Annotated in this window: 17 protein-coding genes; 14 read left to right on the forward strand and 3 right to left on the reverse strand. The window is 66.5% G+C overall.

What is annotated here, in order from left to right:
* Positions 1 to 25: 25 nt before the first annotated feature.
* The 11 genes from H610_RS0101895 to H610_RS0101945 all read left to right on the forward strand — a co-directional run bounded on the left by H610_RS0101895 (position 26) and on the right by H610_RS0101945 (position 14,118).
* A complete protein-coding gene (locus tag H610_RS0101895; protein WP_028238101.1) occupies positions 26 to 2,794 on the forward strand; it encodes an LPS-assembly protein LptD in 2,769 nt (922 codons plus the stop codon).
* On the forward strand, positions 2,775 to 4,082 hold the full coding sequence (locus tag H610_RS0101900) for a peptidylprolyl isomerase (RefSeq protein WP_028238102.1): 1,308 nt from the start codon (positions 2,775 to 2,777) through the stop codon (positions 4,080 to 4,082). Before H610_RS0101895 ends, H610_RS0101900 begins: the two co-directional genes overlap by 20 nt.
* 127 nt (positions 4,083 to 4,209) lie before the next feature.
* Positions 4,210 to 5,202, forward strand: a complete 993-nt coding sequence (gene pdxA / locus H610_RS0101905; protein ID WP_028238103.1) for a 4-hydroxythreonine-4-phosphate dehydrogenase PdxA — start codon at positions 4,210 to 4,212, stop codon at positions 5,200 to 5,202.
* 169 nt (positions 5,203 to 5,371) lie between these two features.
* Positions 5,372 to 6,190 (forward strand): 16S rRNA (adenine(1518)-N(6)/adenine(1519)-N(6))-dimethyltransferase RsmA, encoded by an 819-nt coding sequence (gene rsmA, locus H610_RS0101910; RefSeq protein WP_028238104.1) that lies wholly within the window; start codon positions 5,372 to 5,374, stop codon positions 6,188 to 6,190.
* Positions 6,180 to 6,560 carry a Co2+/Mg2+ efflux protein ApaG gene (apaG, locus tag H610_RS0101915; RefSeq protein ID WP_028238105.1) on the forward strand — a complete coding sequence of 127 codons (381 nt, stop codon included), beginning with the start codon at positions 6,180 to 6,182 and terminating at the stop codon, positions 6,558 to 6,560. The genes rsmA and apaG overlap by 11 nt, the downstream gene beginning before the upstream one ends.
* A 27-nt stretch (positions 6,561 to 6,587) precedes the next feature.
* The gene (locus H610_RS0101920; protein WP_028238106.1) at positions 6,588 to 7,412 is read left to right on the forward strand and encodes a symmetrical bis(5'-nucleosyl)-tetraphosphatase; all 825 of its coding nucleotides are present in this window, start codon (positions 6,588 to 6,590) and stop codon (positions 7,410 to 7,412) included.
* On the forward strand, positions 7,409 to 7,738 hold the full coding sequence (gene glpE / locus H610_RS0101925; RefSeq protein ID WP_028238107.1) for a thiosulfate sulfurtransferase GlpE: 330 nt from the start codon (positions 7,409 to 7,411) through the stop codon (positions 7,736 to 7,738). Before H610_RS0101920 ends, glpE begins: the two co-directional genes overlap by 4 nt.
* Positions 7,739 to 8,014: 276 nt before the next feature.
* Positions 8,015 to 9,937 carry a PrkA family serine protein kinase gene (locus H610_RS0101930; protein WP_028238108.1) on the forward strand — a complete coding sequence of 641 codons (1,923 nt, stop codon included), beginning with the start codon at positions 8,015 to 8,017 and terminating at the stop codon, positions 9,935 to 9,937.
* 109 nt (positions 9,938 to 10,046) lie between these two features.
* Positions 10,047 to 11,318 carry a YeaH/YhbH family protein gene (locus H610_RS0101935; RefSeq protein WP_028238109.1) on the forward strand — a complete coding sequence of 424 codons (1,272 nt, stop codon included), beginning with the start codon at positions 10,047 to 10,049 and terminating at the stop codon, positions 11,316 to 11,318.
* Between the two features lie 8 nt (positions 11,319 to 11,326).
* On the forward strand, positions 11,327 to 12,880 hold the full coding sequence (locus H610_RS0101940) for a SpoVR family protein (RefSeq protein ID WP_028238110.1): 1,554 nt from the start codon (positions 11,327 to 11,329) through the stop codon (positions 12,878 to 12,880).
* A gap of 74 nt (positions 12,881 to 12,954) precedes the next feature.
* Entirely contained in the window at positions 12,955 to 14,118 is a 1,164-nt protein-coding gene (locus tag H610_RS0101945) for a multifunctional CCA addition/repair protein (RefSeq protein ID WP_028238111.1), read from the forward strand.
* Here H610_RS0101945 and folK read toward each other — a convergent pair.
* Both folK and folB read right to left on the reverse strand, forming a co-directional pair.
* Complete coding sequence (folK, locus tag H610_RS0101950; protein ID WP_028238112.1) at positions 14,115 to 14,642, reverse strand: 2-amino-4-hydroxy-6-hydroxymethyldihydropteridine diphosphokinase; 528 nt, start codon at positions 14,640 to 14,642, stop codon at positions 14,115 to 14,117. The genes H610_RS0101945 and folK overlap by 4 nt on opposite strands.
* Positions 14,639 to 14,992 carry a dihydroneopterin aldolase gene (gene folB, locus H610_RS0101955; RefSeq protein WP_028238113.1) on the reverse strand — a complete coding sequence of 118 codons (354 nt, stop codon included), beginning with the start codon at positions 14,990 to 14,992 and terminating at the stop codon, positions 14,639 to 14,641. The genes folK and folB overlap by 4 nt, the downstream gene beginning before the upstream one ends.
* 62 nt (positions 14,993 to 15,054) lie before the next feature.
* Here folB and plsY point away from each other — a divergent pair, with 62 nt between their 5' ends.
* Positions 15,055 to 15,633, forward strand: coding sequence for a glycerol-3-phosphate 1-O-acyltransferase PlsY (plsY, locus tag H610_RS0101960; protein ID WP_028238114.1), 579 nt, complete (start codon positions 15,055 to 15,057; stop codon positions 15,631 to 15,633).
* A 63-nt stretch (positions 15,634 to 15,696) separates the two neighbouring features.
* Here plsY and tsaD read toward each other — a convergent pair whose 3' ends face one another.
* On the reverse strand, positions 15,697 to 16,722 hold the full coding sequence (gene tsaD, locus H610_RS0101965) for a tRNA (adenosine(37)-N6)-threonylcarbamoyltransferase complex transferase subunit TsaD (RefSeq protein WP_028238115.1): 1,026 nt from the start codon (positions 16,720 to 16,722) through the stop codon (positions 15,697 to 15,699).
* 201 nt (positions 16,723 to 16,923) lie between these two features.
* Between tsaD and rpsU the strand changes: the two genes are divergently transcribed.
* Positions 16,924 to 17,139 carry a 30S ribosomal protein S21 gene (gene rpsU / locus H610_RS0101970; protein WP_003290642.1) on the forward strand — a complete coding sequence of 72 codons (216 nt, stop codon included), beginning with the start codon at positions 16,924 to 16,926 and terminating at the stop codon, positions 17,137 to 17,139.
* A gap of 206 nt (positions 17,140 to 17,345) precedes the next feature.
* Entirely contained in the window at positions 17,346 to 19,307 is a 1,962-nt protein-coding gene (gene dnaG / locus H610_RS0101975) for a DNA primase (protein WP_028238116.1), read from the forward strand.
* Positions 19,308 to 19,319 lie beyond the last annotated feature (12 nt).

Raw genomic sequence — 19,319 nt, forward strand, 5'->3', positions numbered from 1 at the left:
CAGGAAGCCCGGACTAACAAACAAGATGGCAGTCAAGCACCCCGCGTTTCGCAAAAAATTCCCCCTCCTGGTCACCGGCAGCCTTCTTGCACTGCAACCCATGGCAGCGTCCCTGACGATCGCGGCGGAGCAGTTCGCCTGCCAGCCCGGCCCCTCGGGCGGATGGGCCTGCAGCCCCACGCAACCGGCAGCCGCGGTCCCGCCGCGGCCGGTGCACGAGGCCGGTGGCGCCGGCTCCGGCACGACGGCGGCACAGCGACAGGAAGCCCCGCCCGCGACCCGCCTGGTCACCGAGAGCGGCGGCAAGGTCCTGGCGTCCAGAAGTGCGGACTTCAGCCACCTGGACTGGGTACCGCGCGAGCGGCTGAGCGCCGCGCAGCTCGCCGAGATCGGCCCCTACTGCATGGGCACCTACGTGGAGCCGGCGCGCCCCGGGCAGTTCGACGACACGCCGATGAACGAGGCGCCGACCTACGTGTCGGCCAAGGCCTCGCGCTACGAGCAGCAGACCGAAACCGCGACCCTGGCCGGCAACGTGGTCCTGCGCCAGGGCAGCATCCAGGTGGAGGCCGACGAGGCCAGCCTGCATCAGCAGGAAAACCGCGGCGAGCTGATCGGCAACGTGCGCCTGCGCGACCGCGGTGCGCTGGTGGTGGGCGACCGCGCCGAGCTGATGCTGGACAACGGCGAGGCGCAGATCGACAACGCCGAATACGTGCTCCACGAGGGCCAGGTGCGCGGCAGCGCGCAGTACGTCAAACGCGAGGAAACGGCGATCATCCGGCTCAAGGACGGCACCTATACCCGCTGCGAACCGGACAGCAACGCCTGGTACCTCAAGGGCAACAACGTCACCCTGAACCGCGCCACCGGCTTCGGTTCGGCAACCAACGTGACGCTGCGGGTGAAGGACGTCCCGGTGTTCTACACGCCCTACATCTTCTTCCCGATCGATGATCGTCGGCAGTCCGGCTTCCTTACGCCGAGCATCTCGTCCTCGAGCGATGACGGCCTGTCGATCCAGACGCCCTATTATTTCAACCTCGCGCCGAATTTCGACGCGACCCTCTATCCGACCTACATGACCGATCGCGGCCTGCTGATGGAAGGCGAGTTCCGCTACCTGACGCGCAGCAGCGAAGGCCAGATCGGCGCGGCCTACCTCGACGACAGCGACGACGAACGCAAGCGCCAGTCCGAGTACGAGAGCACCCGCTGGATGTACAGCTGGCAGCACCGCACCGGGCTCGATTCGCGCCTGCTGGCCGAGGTGGACTACACCGACATCAGCGATCCCTACTATTTCCAGGACCTGAGCACCGACCTCGGGATCGACCAGCCCGACCACCTCGACCAGCGTGGCACCCTGACCTATCGCGGCGACACCTACACCGCGCGGCTGAACATGCACGCGTACGAGCGGGCGACCGTGCTGGACGTAACGCCCTACGACCGTCTGCCGCAACTGACGCTCAATGGCCGCGCGCCTTTCGAGCTGGGCGATCTGCAGTTCAACTACGCCACCGAGCTGGTGCGCTTCGATCGCGACCTGCGCGACGGCAACTTCATCAACGAGAACGGTCAACCGGAACGCTGGTACGACGACCGGCTCACCGGCCTCCGCCGCGCCAACGGCACCCGCCTGCACCTGCAGCCGGGCATCAGCCTGCCGCTGGACTGGACCTGGGGCTTCCTCAAGCCGTCTATCAAGTACGCCTACACCCAGTACGACCTGGATCTCGACTCACGAGGCCGCAGCCAGCTCGGCAACGATTTCGACGATGCCCCCGATCGCAGCCTGCCGATCGTCAGCGTCGACAGCGGACTGTACTTCGACCGTGACACCCAGTGGTTCGGCAGGCAATACCGGCAGACGCTGGAGCCGCGGCTGTTCTATCTCTACGTCCCGGAAGAGGACCAGACCGACATCCCGGTGTTCGACACCGGCGAATACAGCTTCAGCTATTCGTCGCTGTGGCGCGAGAACCGCTTCAGCGGCCCGGATCGCATCGGCGACGCCAACCAGGTCTCGCTCGGCGTGACCACCCGCTTCGTCGAACCGGACGGTTTCGAGCGGCAGCGCCTGAGCGTCGGCCAGATTTATTACTTCCACGATCGCGAGGTACAGCTGCCGGGCCTGGAAGGCAATCGCCCCGACAACACCTCGAACGTCTCCCCCTACGCGCTGGAGTACCTGTATCGCTACAACCGCGACTGGCACTTCACCTCGACCTTCAACTGGGATCCGGACGAGGGCCGCACCCGCTCGGGCAGCGCCATGTTCCATTACCAGCCGGCCGACAACCCGAACAAGATCGTCAACTTCGGCTACCGCTACCGCAACGACGTCATTCGCTTCGACCAGGCCAGCGGCAACTGGACCTACGGCGGCGACTTCGGCCGGCCGGAATACGCGACCGACAACGACCCGAGCACGACCTACATCAAGGACTACTACAAGATCCAGCAGCACGACTTCTCGGCCATCTGGCCGATCGTCCCGCAGTGGAGCGTCATCGGCCGCTGGCAGTACGACTACGCCCGCAACCGTACGCTGGAAGCCTTCGGCGGCTTCGAGTACGACAGCTGCTGCTGGAAGCTGCGCCTGATCAACCGCTATTGGATCGACTACGACGAGAGCAGCCTGAACCCCTCGCTCAACGAAGAGCCGGACCGCGGCATCTTCCTGCAGATCGTCCTCAAGGGGCTCGGCGGCGTGGTTGGCAACAAGACCGAGTCCTTCCTCGACCAAGGCATTCAAGGTTACCGTGAACGTGAAGACCAAGCTTTCTGACCGCCTGCGCCCCCTGGCGCTGGGCGCCCTTCTGCTCGCCGCCGCCGGCGCCATGGCACCCGCGCTGGCCCAGGTACAACCGCTCGACCGCGTGGTGGCCATCGTCGACAACGACGTGATCATGCAGAGCCAGCTCCAGCAGCGGCTGGACGAGGTGCGCCAGACCATCGAAAAACGCGGTGCGGATGCACCGCCGCAGGGCGTGCTCGAACAGCAGGTGCTGGAGCGCCTGATCCTGGAAAACCTGCAGCTGCAGATCGGCGAGCGCTCCGGCATCCGCATCTCCGACGAAGAGCTCAACCAGGCGCTGGTCACCATCGCCCAGCGCAACGGCATGACCCCCGAGCAGTTCCGCGCGGCGCTCGAGCGCGACGGCATGAGCTTCGACGAGGCGCGCGAGCAGATCCGCCGCGAGATGATCATCAGCCGGGTGCGCCAGCGGCGCATCGCCGAGCGCATCCAGGTCTCGAACCAGGAGGTGCAAAGCTTCCTCGCGTCCGATCTCGGTCAGCTGCAGCTGGCCGAGGAATACCACCTGGCCAATATCCTCATCCCGGTGCCGGACGCGGCCGACTCGCAGACCGTGCAGGCTGCCGAGGAACTGGCCAGCGACACCTACCGGCAGCTGCAGCAGGGCGTCGACTTCGCCCAGCTGGCCGCCTCCCGCTCGGCCAGCGAGAACGCGCTCGAAGGAGGCGACATGGGCTGGCGCAAGGCGGCACAGCTGCCGCCGCCGTTCGACGCCCTGGTTCGCGAGCTGGCGGTCGGCCAGGTTACCGAGCCGGTTCGCACCCCGCCGGGCTTCATCCTCGTCAAGCTGCTGGAAAAGCGCGGCGGCACCGAGCAGATGATCGACGAGGTGCACGTGCGCCACATCCTCATCAAGCCGAGCGAGATCCGCAGCGATGAGGAAAGCCGCCGCCTGATCACGCGCCTGCGCGAACGTATCCAGGCCGGCGAGGATTTCGCCCAGCTGGCGCGAAACTTCTCGGAAGACCCGGGTTCGGCGCTCAATGGCGGCGACCTGAACTGGATCGACCCGAATTCGCTGGTGCCGGAGTTCCGTGAGGTCATGGCCAACACCGCGGCCGGCGAGCTGTCCGAGCCGTTCCGCAGCCCCTACGGCTGGCACATCCTCGAGGTGCTCGGCCGGCGCGCCACCGACGCCAGCGAAGAGGCCCGCGAACAGCAGGCGCTCGCCGCACTGCGCAACCGCAAGTACGACGAAGAGCTGCAGGCCTGGCTGCGCCAGATCCGCGACGAAGCCTACGTCGAGATCAAGCTTTAAGCTGCAAGCTGCAAGCTGCAAGCTGCAAGCTGCAAGCCAAGCAGGATGCGGGGTGATGACCGAAGGGTCGCCACCCCGTTTTCATTTCAGGTGGGCAGGCAACCGCCCCCATGCCGAGAGCACGCCGATGACCGCTTCCCGCCCCTTCGTTCTTACCCCTGGCGAACCGGCCGGAATCGGTCCGGATCTATGCCTGCTGCTGGCACGCCAGGCCCAGCCAAGGACGCTGCTGGCCATCGCCAGCCGTTCGCTGCTGGCGCAGCGCGCCGTACAGCTGGGCCTGACCATCGAGCTGCTCGACGTCGGCCCGCACCGTTGGCCAAGCGAGCCGGCGCCGGCCAACAGCCTGTATGTCTGGGACACCCCGCTCGCCGCGCCGGTGAGCGCGGGGCAACTCGACCCGCGCAACGCCCCCTATGTACTGGAAACGCTGACCCGCGCCGGCCAGGGCTGCCTCGACGGCACCTTCGCCGGCATGATCACTGCCCCGGTGCACAAGGGCATCATCAACGAGGCCGGCATCGCCTTTTCCGGTCATACCGAGTTTCTCGCCGAACTGACCGCCACACCCCAGGTGGTGATGATGCTGGCAACCGAGGGGCTGCGTGTCGCCCTGGTCACCACCCACCTGCCGCTCAAGGACGTCGCCGCCGCCATTACGGCCGAGCGGCTGGAGCGCGTCACGCGCATTCTGCATGCCGACCTGGTGGAAAAATTCGGGCTGGCCGACCCGCGCATCCTGGTCTGCGGGCTGAACCCGCACGCCGGCGAAGGCGGCTACCTCGGACGCGAGGAGATCGAAGTGATCGAACCGGTGCTCGAGCGCCTGCGCGGCGACGGCATCCAGTTGGTCGGCCCGCTGCCGGCCGACACCCTGTTCACCCCCAAGCACCTGGCGCACTGCGACGCGGTGCTGGCGATGTACCACGACCAGGGCCTGCCGGTGCTCAAGTACAAGGGCTTCGGCGCCGCCGTGAACGTCACCCTGGGGCTGCCGATCATCCGCACTTCGGTGGATCACGGCACGGCGCTCGACCTCGCCGGGACCGGCCGGATCGATACCGGCAGTCTGCAGGTCGCGCTGGAGACGGCTTATCGGATGGGGGACATTCGGCCGTAAGCTGGAAGCCGCTGTGAAGAACATCGGTGCAACTTCGTCAAGCTTTGCTTTTCGGCTGGGGCCTCAGGCAGTCTGAATCCATCTTTTTGCGGCCCTCGCCTGCTAAAATGCGCTCCTTATTCGCTTTCAGCTTCAAGCTTCAAGCTTCAAGCTGCTCCTTGGAGCTTCGATGTCCGATTACCAACACCGCGCCCGCAAGCGTTTCGGCCAGAACTTCCTGCACGATGCCGGCGTGATCCACCGAATCCTGCGGGCGATCCATCCGAAGCCGGACGAGCACCTGGTGGAAATCGGCCCCGGGCAGGGCGCGCTGACCGGAGGGCTGCTGGACAGCGGCGCACGGCTGGACGTCATCGAACTCGACCTCGACCTGATCCCGATTCTCCAGGCCCGCTTCGCCACCCGTGAACGCTGGGCGCTGCACCAGGGCGATGCGCTGAAGTTCGATTTCGGCAGGCTCGCTGACCGGCCGGCGAGCCTGCGCGTGGTCGGCAACCTGCCCTACAACATCTCTACGCCGCTGATCTTCCATCTGCTCGAGCATGCCGCGCTGATCCGCGACATGCACTTCATGCTGCAGAAGGAGGTCGTCGAACGCCTTGCCGCCGAGCCCGGCGGCGGCGACTGGGGCCGGCTGTCGATCATGGTGCAGTACCACTGCCGTGTGGAGCACCTGTTCAACGTCGGTCCCGGCGCCTTCAACCCTGCGCCGAAGGTCGACTCGGCGATCGTCCGCCTAGTGCCCCACGCCGAGTTGCCGCATCCGGCACGCGACCCGCGCCTGCTCGAACGGGTCGTGCGCGAGGCCTTCAACCAGCGCCGCAAGACGCTGCGCAACACGCTCAAGGGCCTGCTCGACGCCGGCGCCATCGAAGCCGCCGGCGTGGACGGCGGCCTGCGCCCGGAACAGCTCGACCTGCCCGCCTTCGTGCGGCTCGCCGACCAGCTCGCCACCCTGCAGCCGGAGACCTCAGCCCATGGCCGATGATCGCTACCGCATCGACGTCAGCGTGGTGCCACGCTACCTCGACGCCCAGTCGCAACCGGAACAAAACCGGTACGCCTTTGCCTACACGGTAACCATCGAGAACACCGGCCGCGTCGCCGCCCAGTTGCTCAGCCGGCACTGGATCATCACCGACGGCGACGGCCGGGTGCAGGAGGTACAGGGCGAGGGCGTGGTGGGCGAGCAGCCGCGGATGGAGCCGGGCGAGCGACATGTCTATACGAGTGGCACCCTGATGCCCACCCAGGTCGGCAGCATGCAGGGCAGTTACCAGATGATCGCCGCCGACGGCCATCGTTTCGACGCGCCGATCGCGCCCTTCCGCCTGGCGGTTCCCGGTGCCCTGCACTGATTTCCTGACCCGAGGTACGAGCCGCCGATGACCCTTTACGCCGTAGGCGACCTGCAAGGATGCCTCGATCCGCTCGAGAGCCTGCTGCGCAAGGTCGATTTCAGCCCCTCCCGCGACTGCCTCTGGCTGGCCGGCGATCTGGTCAACCGCGGCCCGCAGTCGCTCGAAGCCCTGCGCTACGTGCGCGACCTCGGCAGCTCGGCGGTCTGCGTGCTCGGCAACCACGACCTGCACCTGCTGGCCGTGGCACACAACATCGAGCGCCTGCGCCGCTCCGACACCCTCACCCCGATCCTGACCGCCCCCGACTGCGCGGACCTGATCGACTGGCTGCGCCAGCAGCCGCTGATCCACCACGATGCCGAGCGCGACGCGACCCTCGTCCACGCCGGCATTCCGCCTCAGTGGGGGCTGGCCAAGGCGCTGCGGCGCGCCGCCGAAGTGCAGGACGCGCTGACCGACGACGCCCGCCTGCTGCCCTATCTCGACGGCATGTACGGCAACCAGCCGGCCAGGTGGGACAAGTCCCTGCGCGGCGTCGAGCGCCTGCGGGTAATCACCAACTACTTCACGCGCATGCGCTTCTGCACCGCCGACGGCACCCTGGACCTCGAGTCCAAGGAAGGCCTCGATTCGGCGCCGGCCGGCTTCGCGCCCTGGTTCAGCCACCCGAACCGCAAGATGCGCGGACGCACCCTCATCTTCGGCCACTGGGCCGCGCTGGAAGGCCGCTGCGACGAGCCCGGCGTACACGCGCTGGATACCGGCTGCGTGTGGGGCAACTGCATGACGCTGATGAATCTGGACACCGGCGAATACCATCGCCAGGACTGCAAGGGGATCAAGCCATGAGCGAGTTCAAACGCATCGACCCGGTCAGCGCCCGTGCGCTGATCGCCGAAGGCGCGGCAGTCGTGGACATCCGCGACCCGCAAAGCTATGCACTCGGACACATCGCCGGCTCGGCCCATCTGGACAACCATTCGTTGCCCGATTTCATCGCCGCGGCCGACTTCGACAGTCCGCTGATCGTGACCTGCTACCACGGCCATTCGAGTCAGAGTGCAGCCGCCTACCTGGCCCACCAGGGCTTTTCCGACGTCTACAGCCTCGACGGCGGTTTCGAAGGCTGGCGCGGCCTGTTCCCCGGCGAGGTCGAAGCCTCCGAGCCTCTCTGAAACAATATTTTTTCGCTTGCGCCCCGCTGTTCGCGGGGCTTTCCGGCCCGTTTCGCTTACGTCCGTCTGGCCAGCGTGACCGCCTCTTGCTTTCGCCACCCCAAACCGAACTATCCTTGAGACAAGGCCATCCAAAGAGAAAGGAAGCCGGCTACGGCTTCTGGCCTAAGGTTTCGACCATTAGGTGTTCGGGGGACTCCACAGGCCGGCCGCTCCGGCTCGCTCCAGAATGCCTGGTGATTTGCACCTGCCCTGAGCATCGACCGAGGTGAAATCATGAGCATTTTCAGTCACTTCCAGCAACGATTCGAAGCCACCCGCCAGGAGGAGTATTCGCTCCAGGAATACCTCGATCTGTGCAAGCAGGACCCGACCACCTACGCCACCGCCGCCGAGCGCATGCTGATGGCGATCGGCGAGCCGGAACTGATCGACACCAGCCACGATTCGCGTCTTTCGCGGATCTTCGCCAACAAGGTCATTCGTCGCTATCCCGCCTTCGCCGATTTCCACGGCATGGAAGACTGCATCGAGCAGATCGTCTCCTACTTCCGCCACGCCGCTCAGGGCCTGGAGGAGAAGAAGCAGATCCTCTACCTGCTGGGCCCGGTGGGCGGCGGCAAGTCCTCGCTGGCCGAGAAGCTCAAGCAACTGATGGAAAGGGTGCCCTTCTACGCCATCAAGGGCTCGCCGGTGTTCGAGTCGCCGCTGGGGCTGTTCAACCCGGCCGAAGACGCGCAGATCCTCGAGGAGGACTACGGGATCCCGCGGCGCTACCTCAGTTCGATCATGTCGCCCTGGGCGACCAAGCGCCTGCAGGAATTCGGCGGCGACATCAGTCAGTTCCGCGTGGTCAAGCTCTACCCCTCGATCCTCAACCAGATCGCGGTGGCCAAGACCGAGCCGGGCGACGAGAACAACCAGGACATCTCCGCGCTGGTGGGCAAGGTCGATATCCGCAAGCTCGAGGAATTTCCGCAGAACGACGCCGACGCCTACAGCTATTCCGGTGCGCTGTGCCGGGCCAACCAGGGCCTGATGGAATTCGTCGAGATGTTCAAGGCGCCGATCAAGGTGCTGCACCCGCTGCTGACCGCCACCCAGGAAGGCAACTACAACAGCACCGAGGGGCTGGGCGCGATCCCGTACAGCGGGATCATCCTGGCGCACTCGAACGAGTCGGAATGGCACACCTTCCGTAACAACAAGAACAACGAGGCCTTCATCGACCGGATCTACATCGTCAAGGTGCCCTACTGCCTGCGCGTGTCCGACGAGGTGAAGATCTACGACAAGCTGCTGACCAACAGCTCGCTGGCGCAGGCCCATTGCGCGCCGGACACCCTGAAGATGCTGGCGCAGTTCTCGGTGCTCAGCCGCCTGAAGGAGCCGGAGAACTCCAACATCTACTCGAAGATGCGCGTCTACGACGGCGAGAACCTGAAGGACACCGATCCCAAGGCCAAGTCGATCCAGGAGTACCGCGACACCGCCGGCGTCGACGAGGGCATGAACGGCCTCTCGACCCGCTTCGCCTTCAAGATCCTGTCGAAGGTCTTCAATTTCGACCCGCACGAAGTCGCCGCCAACCCGGTGCACCTGCTCTACGTGCTCGAGCAGCAGATCGAGCAGGAACAGTTCCCCGCCGAGGTGCGCGAGCGCTACCTGCGCTTCATCAAGGAATACCTGGCGCCGCGCTACGTCGACTTCATCGGCAAGGAGATCCAGACCGCCTACCTCGAGTCCTACAGCGAGTACGGGCAGAACATCTTCGACCGCTACGTGCTGTACGCGGACTTCTGGATTCAGGACCAGGAATATCGCGACCCGGAAACGGGCGAGATCCTCAACCGCGCGGCTCTGAACGAGGAGCTGGAAAAGATCGAGAAGCCCGCCGGCATCAGCAACCCGAAGGACTTCCGCAACGAGATCGTCAACTTCGTGCTCCGCGCCCGCGCCAACAACAACGGCAAGAACCCGAGCTGGCTGTCCTACGAGAAGCTGCGCGCGGTGATCGAGAAGAAGATGTTCTCCAACACCGAGGACCTGCTGCCGGTCATCAGCTTCAACGCCAAGGCCAGCAAGGAGGATCAGCAGAAGCACAACGACTTCGTCACTCGCATGGTCGAGCGCGGCTACACGGAGAAGCAGGTTCGGCTGTTGTCCGAGTGGTATTTGCGGGTACGCAAATCACAGTAACGCAAAAGCCGCTCGAGGCTGTAGGCTGGAGGCTGGACGAAAAAGCGGCCCCCTCGTCCAGCCTTCAGCCTTCAGCCTTCAGCCTCCAGCCTCAGCCCGGAGGGCTCGTATGAGTTACGTGATCGATCGTCGTCTGAATGGCAAGAACAAGAGCACGGTGAACCGCCAGCGCTTCCTGCGGCGCTACCGTGAGCACATCAAGAAAGCGGTGGAGGAAGCGGTCAGCCGTCGCTCCATCACCGACATGGAACACGGCGAACAGATCAGCATCCCCGGCCGCGACATCGACGAGCCGGTGTTGCACCACGGTCGCGGCGGCCGCCAGACCATCGTCCATCCCGGCAACAAGGAATTCACCGCCGGCGAGCGCATCCCGCGTCCGCAGGGCGGTGGCGGCGGGCAGGGGGCCGGCCAGGCCAGCAACAGCGGCGAAGGCATGGACGACTTCGTGTTCCAGATCACCCAGGAGGAATTCCTCGATTTCATGTTCGAGGACCTGGAGCTGCCGAACCTGGTCAAGCGCCACCTGACCGGGGCCGATACCTTCAAGACGGTGCGCGCCGGCATCGCCAACGAGGGCAACCCGTCGCGGGTGAACATCGTCCGCACCCTGCGTTCGGCGCATGCCCGGCGCATCGCCCTGTCGGGCAGCAGCCGCGCCAAGCTGAAGGAGGTCAAGGCCGAGCTCGAGCGGCTGCGCCGCGAGGAGCCGGACAACTACGGCGACATCCAGGCCGCCGAGCAGGAGATCGAGCGCCTCAGCGCACGGATCAACCGCGTGCCCTTCCTCGATACCTTCGACCTCAAGTACAACCTGCTGGTCAAGCAGCCCAACCCCAGCTCCAAGGCGGTGATGTTCTGCCTGATGGACGTCTCCGGCTCCATGACCCAGGCCACCAAGGACGTCGCCAAGCGCTTCTTCATCCTGCTGTACCTGTTCCTCAAGCGGAACTACGACAAGATCGACGTGGTGTTCATCCGCCACCACACCAGCGCCAAGGAGGTCGACGAGGAGGAATTCTTCTATTCGCGGGAAACCGGCGGCACCATCGTCTCCAGTGCGCTGAAGCTGATGCAGGAGATCATGGCCGAGCGCTATCCCATCAACGAATGGAACATCTATGCCGCACAGGCCTCCGACGGCGACAACTGGAACGACGACTCGCCGGTCTGCCGCGACATCCTGATCAACCAGATCATGCCGTTCGTCCAGTATTTCACCTACGTGGAGATCACTCCGCGCGAGCATCAGGCACTGTGGTACGAATACAACCAGGTGGGCGAGGCCTTCGCCGACTCCTTCGCGCAGCAGCAGCTGGTGTCGGCGGCGGACATCTACCCGGTGTTCCGCGAGCTGTTCCAGCGCCGTCTGGTCACTTGAGGTGAAGAATGAAGCGACAGCCTATTTCCACCGGGTCGGAATGGACCTTCGAACTCATCCGCACCTATGACCGCGAGATCGGCCGCATCGCCGAGCGCTATGCGCTGGACACCTACCCCAACCAGATCGAGGTGATCACCGCCGAGCAGATGATGGACGCCTACGCTTCCGTCGGCATGCCGCTGGGCTATCACCACTGGTCATACGGCAAGCAGTTCCTGCACACCGAGAAGCACTACACGCGTGGGCAGATGGGGCTGGCCTACGAGATCGTGATCAACTCCGATCCCTGCATCGCCTACCTCATGGAAGAGAACACCATGACCATGCAGGCGTTGGTGATCGCGCATGCCTGCTACGGCCACAACAGCTTCTTCAAGGGCAACTACCTGTTCCGTACCTGGACCGACGCCAGTTCGATCATCGACTACCTGGTGTTCGCCAAGCAGTACATCGCCGAGTGCGAGGAACGCCACGGCATCAGCGCGGTGGAGGACCTGATCGACTCCTGCCACGCGCTGATGAACTACGGCGTCGATCGCTACAAGCGCCCCTACCCCATCTCCGCCGAAGAAGAGCGCCGGCGGCAGAAGGAGCGCGAGGAACACATGCAGCGCCAGATCAACGACCTCTGGCGCACCATCCCGCGCAACCAGGACAAGAATTCCGAGCTGGACGACAGCCACCGCTTCCCGGCCGAGCCGCAGGAGAACATCCTCTACTTCATCGAAAAGCACGCGCCGCTGCTGGAACCCTGGCAGCGCGAGGTGGTGCGCATCGTGCGCAAGATCGCCCAGTACTTCTACCCGCAGCGCCAGACCCAGGTGATGAACGAGGGCTGGGCGACCTTCTGGCACTACACGTTGCTCAACGACCTCTACGACGAGGGGCTGGTCACCGACGGCTTCATGTTCGAGTTCCTGCAGTCGCACACCAGCGTGATCTACCAGCCCGGGTTCGACAGCCCCTACTACAGCGGCATCAACCCCTACACGCTCGGCTTCGCCATGTTCCAGGACATCCGCCGCATGTGCGAGAACCCCACCGAGGAGGACAGGCGCTGGTTCCCGGACATCGCCGGCGGCGACTGGCTGTCGACGGTCAAGTTCGCCATGAACAACTTCAAGGACGAGAGCTTCATCCTGCAGTTCCTTTCGCCCAAGGTGATCCGCGACCTGAAGCTGTTCAGCATCCTCGACGACGACCGCAAGGACGAACTGCTCGTCCCGGCGATCCACGACGAGGACGGCTACCGGACCATCCGCGAGCTGCTGGCCGCGCAGTACAACCTCGGCAACCGCGAGCCGAACATCCAGATCTGGAACGTCGACCGCCGCGGCGACCGCTCGCTGACCCTGCGCCACCAGCAGCATAACCGCAAGCCGCTGGGCGAATCGACCGAAGAGGTGCTCAAGCACCTGCACCGCCTGTGGGGCTTCGACGTCCATCTCGAGTCGCTGCAGGACGACCAGATCGTCGCCAGCCACCACATCCCGCCACGCGGCGACGCCGGGGGCGAAGGCAACTACCCGCGCCTGGACCTCGCCATCCCGCCGATCTGACCCACCCCCGCAGACCCTGCGCGCCAGCGGCGTGCGGGGTTTTTGCGTATCCTCCCGCGACGGAGGACATCAGCATGAAGATCTACACAGTCGGCGGCGCGGTGCGCGACCGTCTGCTCGGCCGCGAGGTGACCGAGGTCGACCACGTGGTGGTCGGCGCCACCGCCGAAGACATGCTCGCCCGGGGTTTCCGCCCGGTCGGCGCCGACTTCCCGGTCTTCCTGCATCCGCAGACCGGCGAGGAGTACGCCCTGGCGCGCACCGAACGCAAGAGCGGGCGCGGCTACGGCGGCTTCACCTTCTACGCCAGCCCGGACGTCACCCTGGAAGACGATCTCGTCCGCCGCGACCTGACCATCAACGCCATGGCCGAGGACGACGACGGCCAGGTGATCGACCCCTACGGCGGCCGCGCCGACCTGGCCGCGCGCGTGCTCCGCCATGTCTCGCCGGCCTTCGCCGAAGACCCGCTGCGGGTGCTGCGGGTCGCCCGTTTCGCCGCCCGCTACGCCGACTCGGGCTTTCGCATCGCCGAGGAAACCCTGGCGCTGATGCGCCAGCTGGCCGAATCCGGCGAACTGAAGGACCTGACGCCGGAACGCGCCTGGAAAGAGATCTCGCGCGCCTTGATGGAGCCGCGCCCCGACGTCTTCGTCCAGGCCCTGCGCGACTGCGGCGCGCTGGCCGAACTCTTCCCCGAACTCGAGCGCCTGTTCCAGGCGCGGCCCGAGGCCGCCGGGCCGCGCCTCGAAGTGCTGCGCCAGTGCGCCGGGCACGCGCAGCCGCTGCCGGTCCGCTGGGCCTGCCTGCTGCTCGATCTGGGAACGGACGAGACCTGCGCCTCGATCACGGCGGTCAACCAGCGCTGCAAGCCACCACGCGAGTGCCAGGAACTGGCCGTGCTGGCCGGCGAGCACCACGCCGAGGGGCACCGCGCTCCGGAGCTGCCGCCCGCGGACCTGCAGGCGCTGCTGCAGCATTTCGACGTCTACCGGCGCCCCGAGCGCTTCGAGCAGTTCATCGCCGTGTGCGAGATGGACGCCCTGGGTCGGCAGGACGCCAAACCGCGCACCTATCCCCAGGCCGACTACCTGCGCGGCGCCGCCCAGGCCGTACGCGCCGTGCAGGTCCAGCCGCTGCTGGAGGCCGGCCACCGCGGCGCGGAGCTCGGCGAGGCGCTCAAGCACGCTCGCCTGGCGGCGCTGGAAACCTACAAGGCGAACCGGGCGACCAGCTAGCCGCGGCCGTCCTCGAGCAGCGCCGCCGGCGTGAGCGCCTGCCCGCGCCACTCGAAGGGCACCGGCCACAACTCCTGGTCGATCCGGGCCTCGCGCCAGAGTTCGGCGAAGGATTGGCCCACGCCCGGATGCAGTCGCTGCGGGACGACCAGCGACAGCGGCCTGAGTACGAAGGCGTTGCGCAGGATTTCCGGGCGCGGCAGCACCAGGCCGTTGAACACACCGACCTGGTCGCCGTAGAGCAGCACGTCGATGTCCAGCGGCAGCCCCTTGCGCTCGGGCGCGTAGCGGCCATTGTCGGCCTCGATGAACTTGAGCTTGCGGTCCAGTTCCAGCAGGGGCAGCGAGGTCGTCCCGGCCACCACCAGGTTGTAGAAGTTGCCGCTGCGAAGGCCCACCGCCAGGCTCTCGAACACCGGCGAGCAGCGCATGTCGGCGAGCACCTCGGCCAGGGCCTCGAGCCCGGCCGTGAGGTGCCGCTCGCGTTCGATGTTGCTGCCCAGGCCGAGCAAGACCGGCGTCATGAACGGGACCGCTCGATCTCGACACCCATGCCGCGGGCGCGTGGATTCACCCCCGGCTTGGTCACCCGCAGGCGCATCCAGGCGATGCCGAATTCCTCCATCAGGTGCGCGGCGAGACGCTCGGCGAAGGTTTCCACCAGCTCGAAACGGGCCGCTTCGGCGAAGCCGTCGATGGCGGCGGCGACCTTGGCGTAGTCCAGCGCCTTGTCCAGCTCGTCGCGCTCGGCCGCCGGACGAATGTCCCAGCCGAAGGTCAGATCCAGACGCAGGCACTGCCGGATACCGCGCTCCCAGTCATAGGCGCCGATGACGGTATCGACCTCCAGCCCTTCGATGAACACCTTATCCACGCTACATTCTCCACACGGCTCGTCAGGCAGGACGCGTCGTTAGACCGGGAGCCCACGCCTCGATGCATTCTACGTTCTGGCTGCTGTTACTGCTCGCCTACCTGCTCGGCTCGTTGTCCTTCGCCATTCTGCTCAGCCGGCTGGCCGGTCTCGACGACCCGCGCGGGGCCGGCTCCGGCAATCCCGGCGCCACCAACATGCTGCGCGTGGCCGGCCGGCGGCTGGCCATCGCCACGCTGCTGGGCGACCTGTGCAAGGGGCTGCTGCCGGTGCTGGCGGCCGCCTCGCTGGGTTTGCCGCTGCAGCAGCAGGCCTGGGTCGGCGTCGCCGCGGTGCTCGGGCACCTGTACCCGCTGTATTTCCGCTTCCATGGCGGCAAGGGCGTCGCCACCGCCGCCGGCGCGCTGCTCGGCCTCTACCCCGCGGCCGCGCTGCTGGCGATCGTCAGCTGGGGCCTGATACTGGCCCTGACGCGCACCAGCTCGCTCGCCGCCCTGATCACCCTGCCGCTGTGCCTGCCGTTGCTGGCCTGGCAGCGCACGGACGCCCTGCTGCCGATCAGCCTGCTGGCCAGCCTGATCGTCTGGCGCCACCGCAGCAATCTGCGCGATCTGTTCGCGGGGCGGGAAAGGCATTTCTGAGCGGCAGGCGGCAGGCGAGGATGGCAAGACCGGGCGCCAATGAGCGTCCCGCATCCGCGCCGGCTAGATCGCTGGCAGCGTTTCCATCGCCCAGCGCGGCTGGACCTGGATTGCCGGGCCGTCGTGCTGGCCGGCCAGCAGGCGCTGGCAGCCGGCGTAGGCGATCATCGCGCCGTTGTCGGTACAGAACCGCGGGCGGGCGTAGAACACCTCGCCCTTGAGCTCGCCGAGCATCTTCTCCAGCGAGGTCCTCAGCGCCTGGTTGGCGCTCACGCCGCCGGCGATCACCAACTGCTTCAGGTGCGTCTGCTTGAGCGCGCGCCGGCACTTGATGGTGAGGGTCTCGACCACCGCCTGCTGGAATGCCAGAGCGATGTCGCAACGAGTCTGCTCGCCGTCGTCGCCGGCCGCCACGCACTGCTGCCAGGTATTGAGGGCGAAGGTCTTCAGCCCGCTGAAGCTGAAATCCAGGCCCGGCCGGTCGGTCATCGGCCGCGGGAAGGTGAAGCGCCCGGGGGTGCCCTGCAGCGCCAGCCGGGCGATCTCCGGCCCGCCGGGATAGCCCAGGCCGAGCAGCTTGGCGGTCTTGTCGAAGGCCTCGCCGGCGGCGTCGTCCACCGACTCGCCGAGCAGGCGGTAACGGCCGATGCCCTGCACCTCGACCAGCTGGGTGTGCCCGCCGGAGACCAGCAGGGCGACGAAGGGGAACGCAGGTGGCCGCTCCTCGAGCATGGGCGCGAGCAGGTGGCCTTCCATGTGATGCACGCCGACCGCCGGCACGCCCCAGGCCAGCGCCAGCGCCTGCGCGCAGGACGCGCCGACCAGCAGCGCGCCGACCAGCCCGGGGCCGGCGGTGTAGGCCACCGCGTCGATCGCGCGCGCCTCGACGCCGGCTTCCGCGAGCACCTGGCGGATCAGCGGCAGCATGCGCTTGACGTGGTCGCGCGAGGCCAGTTCCGGCACCACGCCGCCGTAGACGCGGTGCAGGTCGATCTGGCTGAACAGGGCGTCGGCGAGCAGGCCGCGCTCGCTGTCGTACAAGGCGACTCCGGTTTCGTCGCAGGAAGTTTCCAGCCCCAGAACCCGCATCGGACCTGACCTCGCCCAGTGAAAAATGAAGCGGCGAATATTAAAGGCCACGACCGCACGCCGGCCAGCGGTTTTCGATCGGAGGGGCTTTGCATTCGGGACCGGGAGGGGTTAACATCCGCAACCCTTAAAAACCAGCGTGCTTGCGAGTTATCTGCCGAAGCGCGTTGCCACCGGTAATCAAGTGAAGGTACGTCCTGGATGCCCGCTGTCAAAGTTAAAGAGAATGAACCCTTCGACGTAGCCCTGCGTCGCTTCAAGCGCTCCTGCGAAAAGGCCGGCGTCCTGGCCGAAGTCCGTTCGCGCGAGTTCTACGAGAAGCCGACCGCCGAGCGCAAGCGCAAAGCCGCTGCCGCCGTGAAGCGCCACGCGAAGAAGGTTCAGCGCGAGCAGCGCCGCAGCGTTCGCCTGTACTGATCCAGGACCGCTGACGTCCGCACCAGGCCCGGCAATCGCCGGGCTTTGCCGTTTGTGCGCTCGTCAGGCCGACGTCGCCAGCGACCGCTCGACACCTGGCAACCGGCTACGCTCGCGAGCCGATACACTGCCCGCATTCGCGTCGCCCCGGCGACAGCCTGGAAGGCCCGTCCTTCCAGCCCCGAATCCCTGAGCGCATCCTGTCCATGGCCGGCCTGATCCCGCAATCCTTCATCGATGACCTGCTCAACCGCACCGACATCGTCGAGGTGGTGAGTTCGCGCATCCAGCTGAAGAAGGCCGGCAAGAACTACACCGCGCGCTGCCCCTTCCACAACGAGAAGACGCCGTCCTTCAGCGTCAGCCCGGACAAGCAGTTCTACTACTGCTTCGGCTGCGGCGCCGGCGGCAACGCGCTCGGCTTCGTCATGGACCACGACCACCTGGACTTTCCCCAGGCGGTCGAGGACCTGGCCAGGCGCGCCGGCATGGAAGTGCCGCGCGAGGAGCGCGGCGGACGCAGCAAGCCGCGCCAGCCGACCGACTCGCCACTCTACCCCCTGCTGGCCGCGGCCGCCGACTACTACCGCCAGGCCCTGAAAGGCCACCCCAGCCGCAAGGCCGCGGTGGAATACCTGAAAGGTCGCGGCCTGACCGGCGTGATCGCCCGCGACTTCGGCCTCGGCTTCGCCCCGCCGGGCTGGGACAACCTGCTCAAGCACCTGGGCGGCGATGCCCTGCAGCAGAAGGCGCTGATCGACGCCGGGCTGCTGATCGAGAACGCCGACTCCGGCAAGCGCTACGACCGCTTCCGCGACCGCGTGATGTTCCCGATCCGCGACAGCCGCGGGCGGGTCATCGCCTTCGGCGGCCGGGTGCTCGGCGACGACAAGCCGAAGTACCTGAACTCTCCGGAAACGCCGGTGTTCCACAAGGGCCAGGAGCTCTACGGCCTCTACGAGGCACGCCAGGCCAACCGCGACCTCGACGAGATCCTCGTGGTCGAAGGCTACATGGACGTCATCGCCCTGGCCCAGTCCGGCTTGCGCAATGCGGTGGCGACCCTCGGCACGGCGACCAGCGAGGAACACCTCAAGCGGCTGTTCCGCCTGGTGCCGAGCGTGGTGTTCTGCTTCGACGGCGACAATGCCGGGCGCAAGGCCGCCTGGCGGGCGCTGGAGGCGACCCTGCCGAACCTGCAGGACGGCCGCCGCGCGCGCTTCCTGTTCCTGCCCGAAGGCGAGGACCCGGACACCCTGGTACGCGCCGAAGGCGTGGACGCTTTCCGCGCTCGCCTGCAGCAACAGGCCCAGCCGCTGGCCGACTACTTCTTCCAGCAGCTGAGCGACGAGGCCGACCCGCGCTCGCTGGAAGGCAAGGCGCACCTGGCGACCCTGGCCGCGCCGCTGATCGAGAAGATCCCCGGCACCAACCTGCGCACCCTGATGCGCCAGCGGCTGATGGAACTCACCGGGCTCAACCAGCAGGCCCTGCAGAGCATGAGCCACGAGCCGGCGCCGGCCGCGGCGAGCCACGACGATAGCGGCTACAGTGGTTACTACGATGCACTGCCGGCCTACGACGACGCCCCGGCTTACGAGCCGGCCGAGCCGACTGCGCGTCACGAGCACCAGGGCGAACGGAAATGGCAGAAGCGCAAGCAGGGCGAGTGGCGCAAGGGCGAGCGCAAATCCGGCGGCGACCAGGCCCCGCGCGGCCCGCGCACGCCGGCCACGGTGGAGCCACCGGCACTGACCACCCTGCGCACGCTGCTGCACCACCCCGAGCTGGCGCAGAAAGTCGAGGATGCCGCCCAGTTCGCCGAGGAGGAGGACACTTATGTACAGCTACTGATCGCCCTGCTCGGCACGCTGCAGAAGAATCCCAAGCTGCGCACGCTGCAATTGCTGGCGCGCTGGCATGGAACCGACCAGGGACGCCTGCTGCGCGCACTGGCCGCAAAAGAATGGCTGATCTCGGCCGACAACCTTGAACAGCAGTTTTTCGACACCATAACTAGCCTTGCCGCCCGCCAGCGCGAACGCAGCCTCGAACGGCTGCTGCGCAAAGCACGCCAGGGCGACTTGAGCGCAGAGGAAAAAGACCAACTGCGCCGGCTGCTCAGCCGTGACGTCTCATCTGCTGCACCGACCTCAACTGGCGCGTGAGGTCCTCCCTGA

Source organism: Stutzerimonas azotifigens DSM 17556, assembly GCF_000425625.1.
GTDB classification, from domain to species: Bacteria; Pseudomonadota; Gammaproteobacteria; order Pseudomonadales; family Pseudomonadaceae; genus Stutzerimonas; species Stutzerimonas azotifigens.

Coding starts and splice junctions, on each gene's coding strand:
- H610_RS0101895 (WP_028238101.1), top strand. CDS start 26: ATGGCAGTCAAGCACCCCGCGTTTCGCAAAAAATTCCCCCTCCTGGTC.
- pdxA (WP_028238103.1), top strand. CDS start 4,210: ATGACCGCTTCCCGCCCCTTCGTTCTTACCCCTGGCGAACCGGCCGGA.
- rsmA (WP_028238104.1), top strand. CDS start 5,372: ATGTCCGATTACCAACACCGCGCCCGCAAGCGTTTCGGCCAGAACTTC.
- apaG (WP_028238105.1), top strand. CDS start 6,180: ATGGCCGATGATCGCTACCGCATCGACGTCAGCGTGGTGCCACGCTAC.
- H610_RS0101920 (WP_028238106.1), top strand. CDS start 6,588: ATGACCCTTTACGCCGTAGGCGACCTGCAAGGATGCCTCGATCCGCTC.
- glpE (WP_028238107.1), top strand. CDS start 7,409: ATGAGCGAGTTCAAACGCATCGACCCGGTCAGCGCCCGTGCGCTGATC.
- H610_RS0101930 (WP_028238108.1), top strand. CDS start 8,015: ATGAGCATTTTCAGTCACTTCCAGCAACGATTCGAAGCCACCCGCCAG.
- H610_RS0101935 (WP_028238109.1), top strand. CDS start 10,047: ATGAGTTACGTGATCGATCGTCGTCTGAATGGCAAGAACAAGAGCACG.
- H610_RS0101940 (WP_028238110.1), top strand. CDS start 11,327: ATGAAGCGACAGCCTATTTCCACCGGGTCGGAATGGACCTTCGAACTC.
- H610_RS0101945 (WP_028238111.1), top strand. CDS start 12,955: ATGAAGATCTACACAGTCGGCGGCGCGGTGCGCGACCGTCTGCTCGGC.
- folK (WP_028238112.1), bottom strand. CDS start 14,642: ATGACGCCGGTCTTGCTCGGCCTGGGCAGCAACATCGAACGCGAGCGG.
- plsY (WP_028238114.1), top strand. CDS start 15,055: ATGCATTCTACGTTCTGGCTGCTGTTACTGCTCGCCTACCTGCTCGGC.
- tsaD (WP_028238115.1), bottom strand. CDS start 16,722: ATGCGGGTTCTGGGGCTGGAAACTTCCTGCGACGAAACCGGAGTCGCC.
- rpsU (WP_003290642.1), top strand. CDS start 16,924: ATGCCCGCTGTCAAAGTTAAAGAGAATGAACCCTTCGACGTAGCCCTG.
- dnaG (WP_028238116.1), top strand. CDS start 17,346: ATGGCCGGCCTGATCCCGCAATCCTTCATCGATGACCTGCTCAACCGC.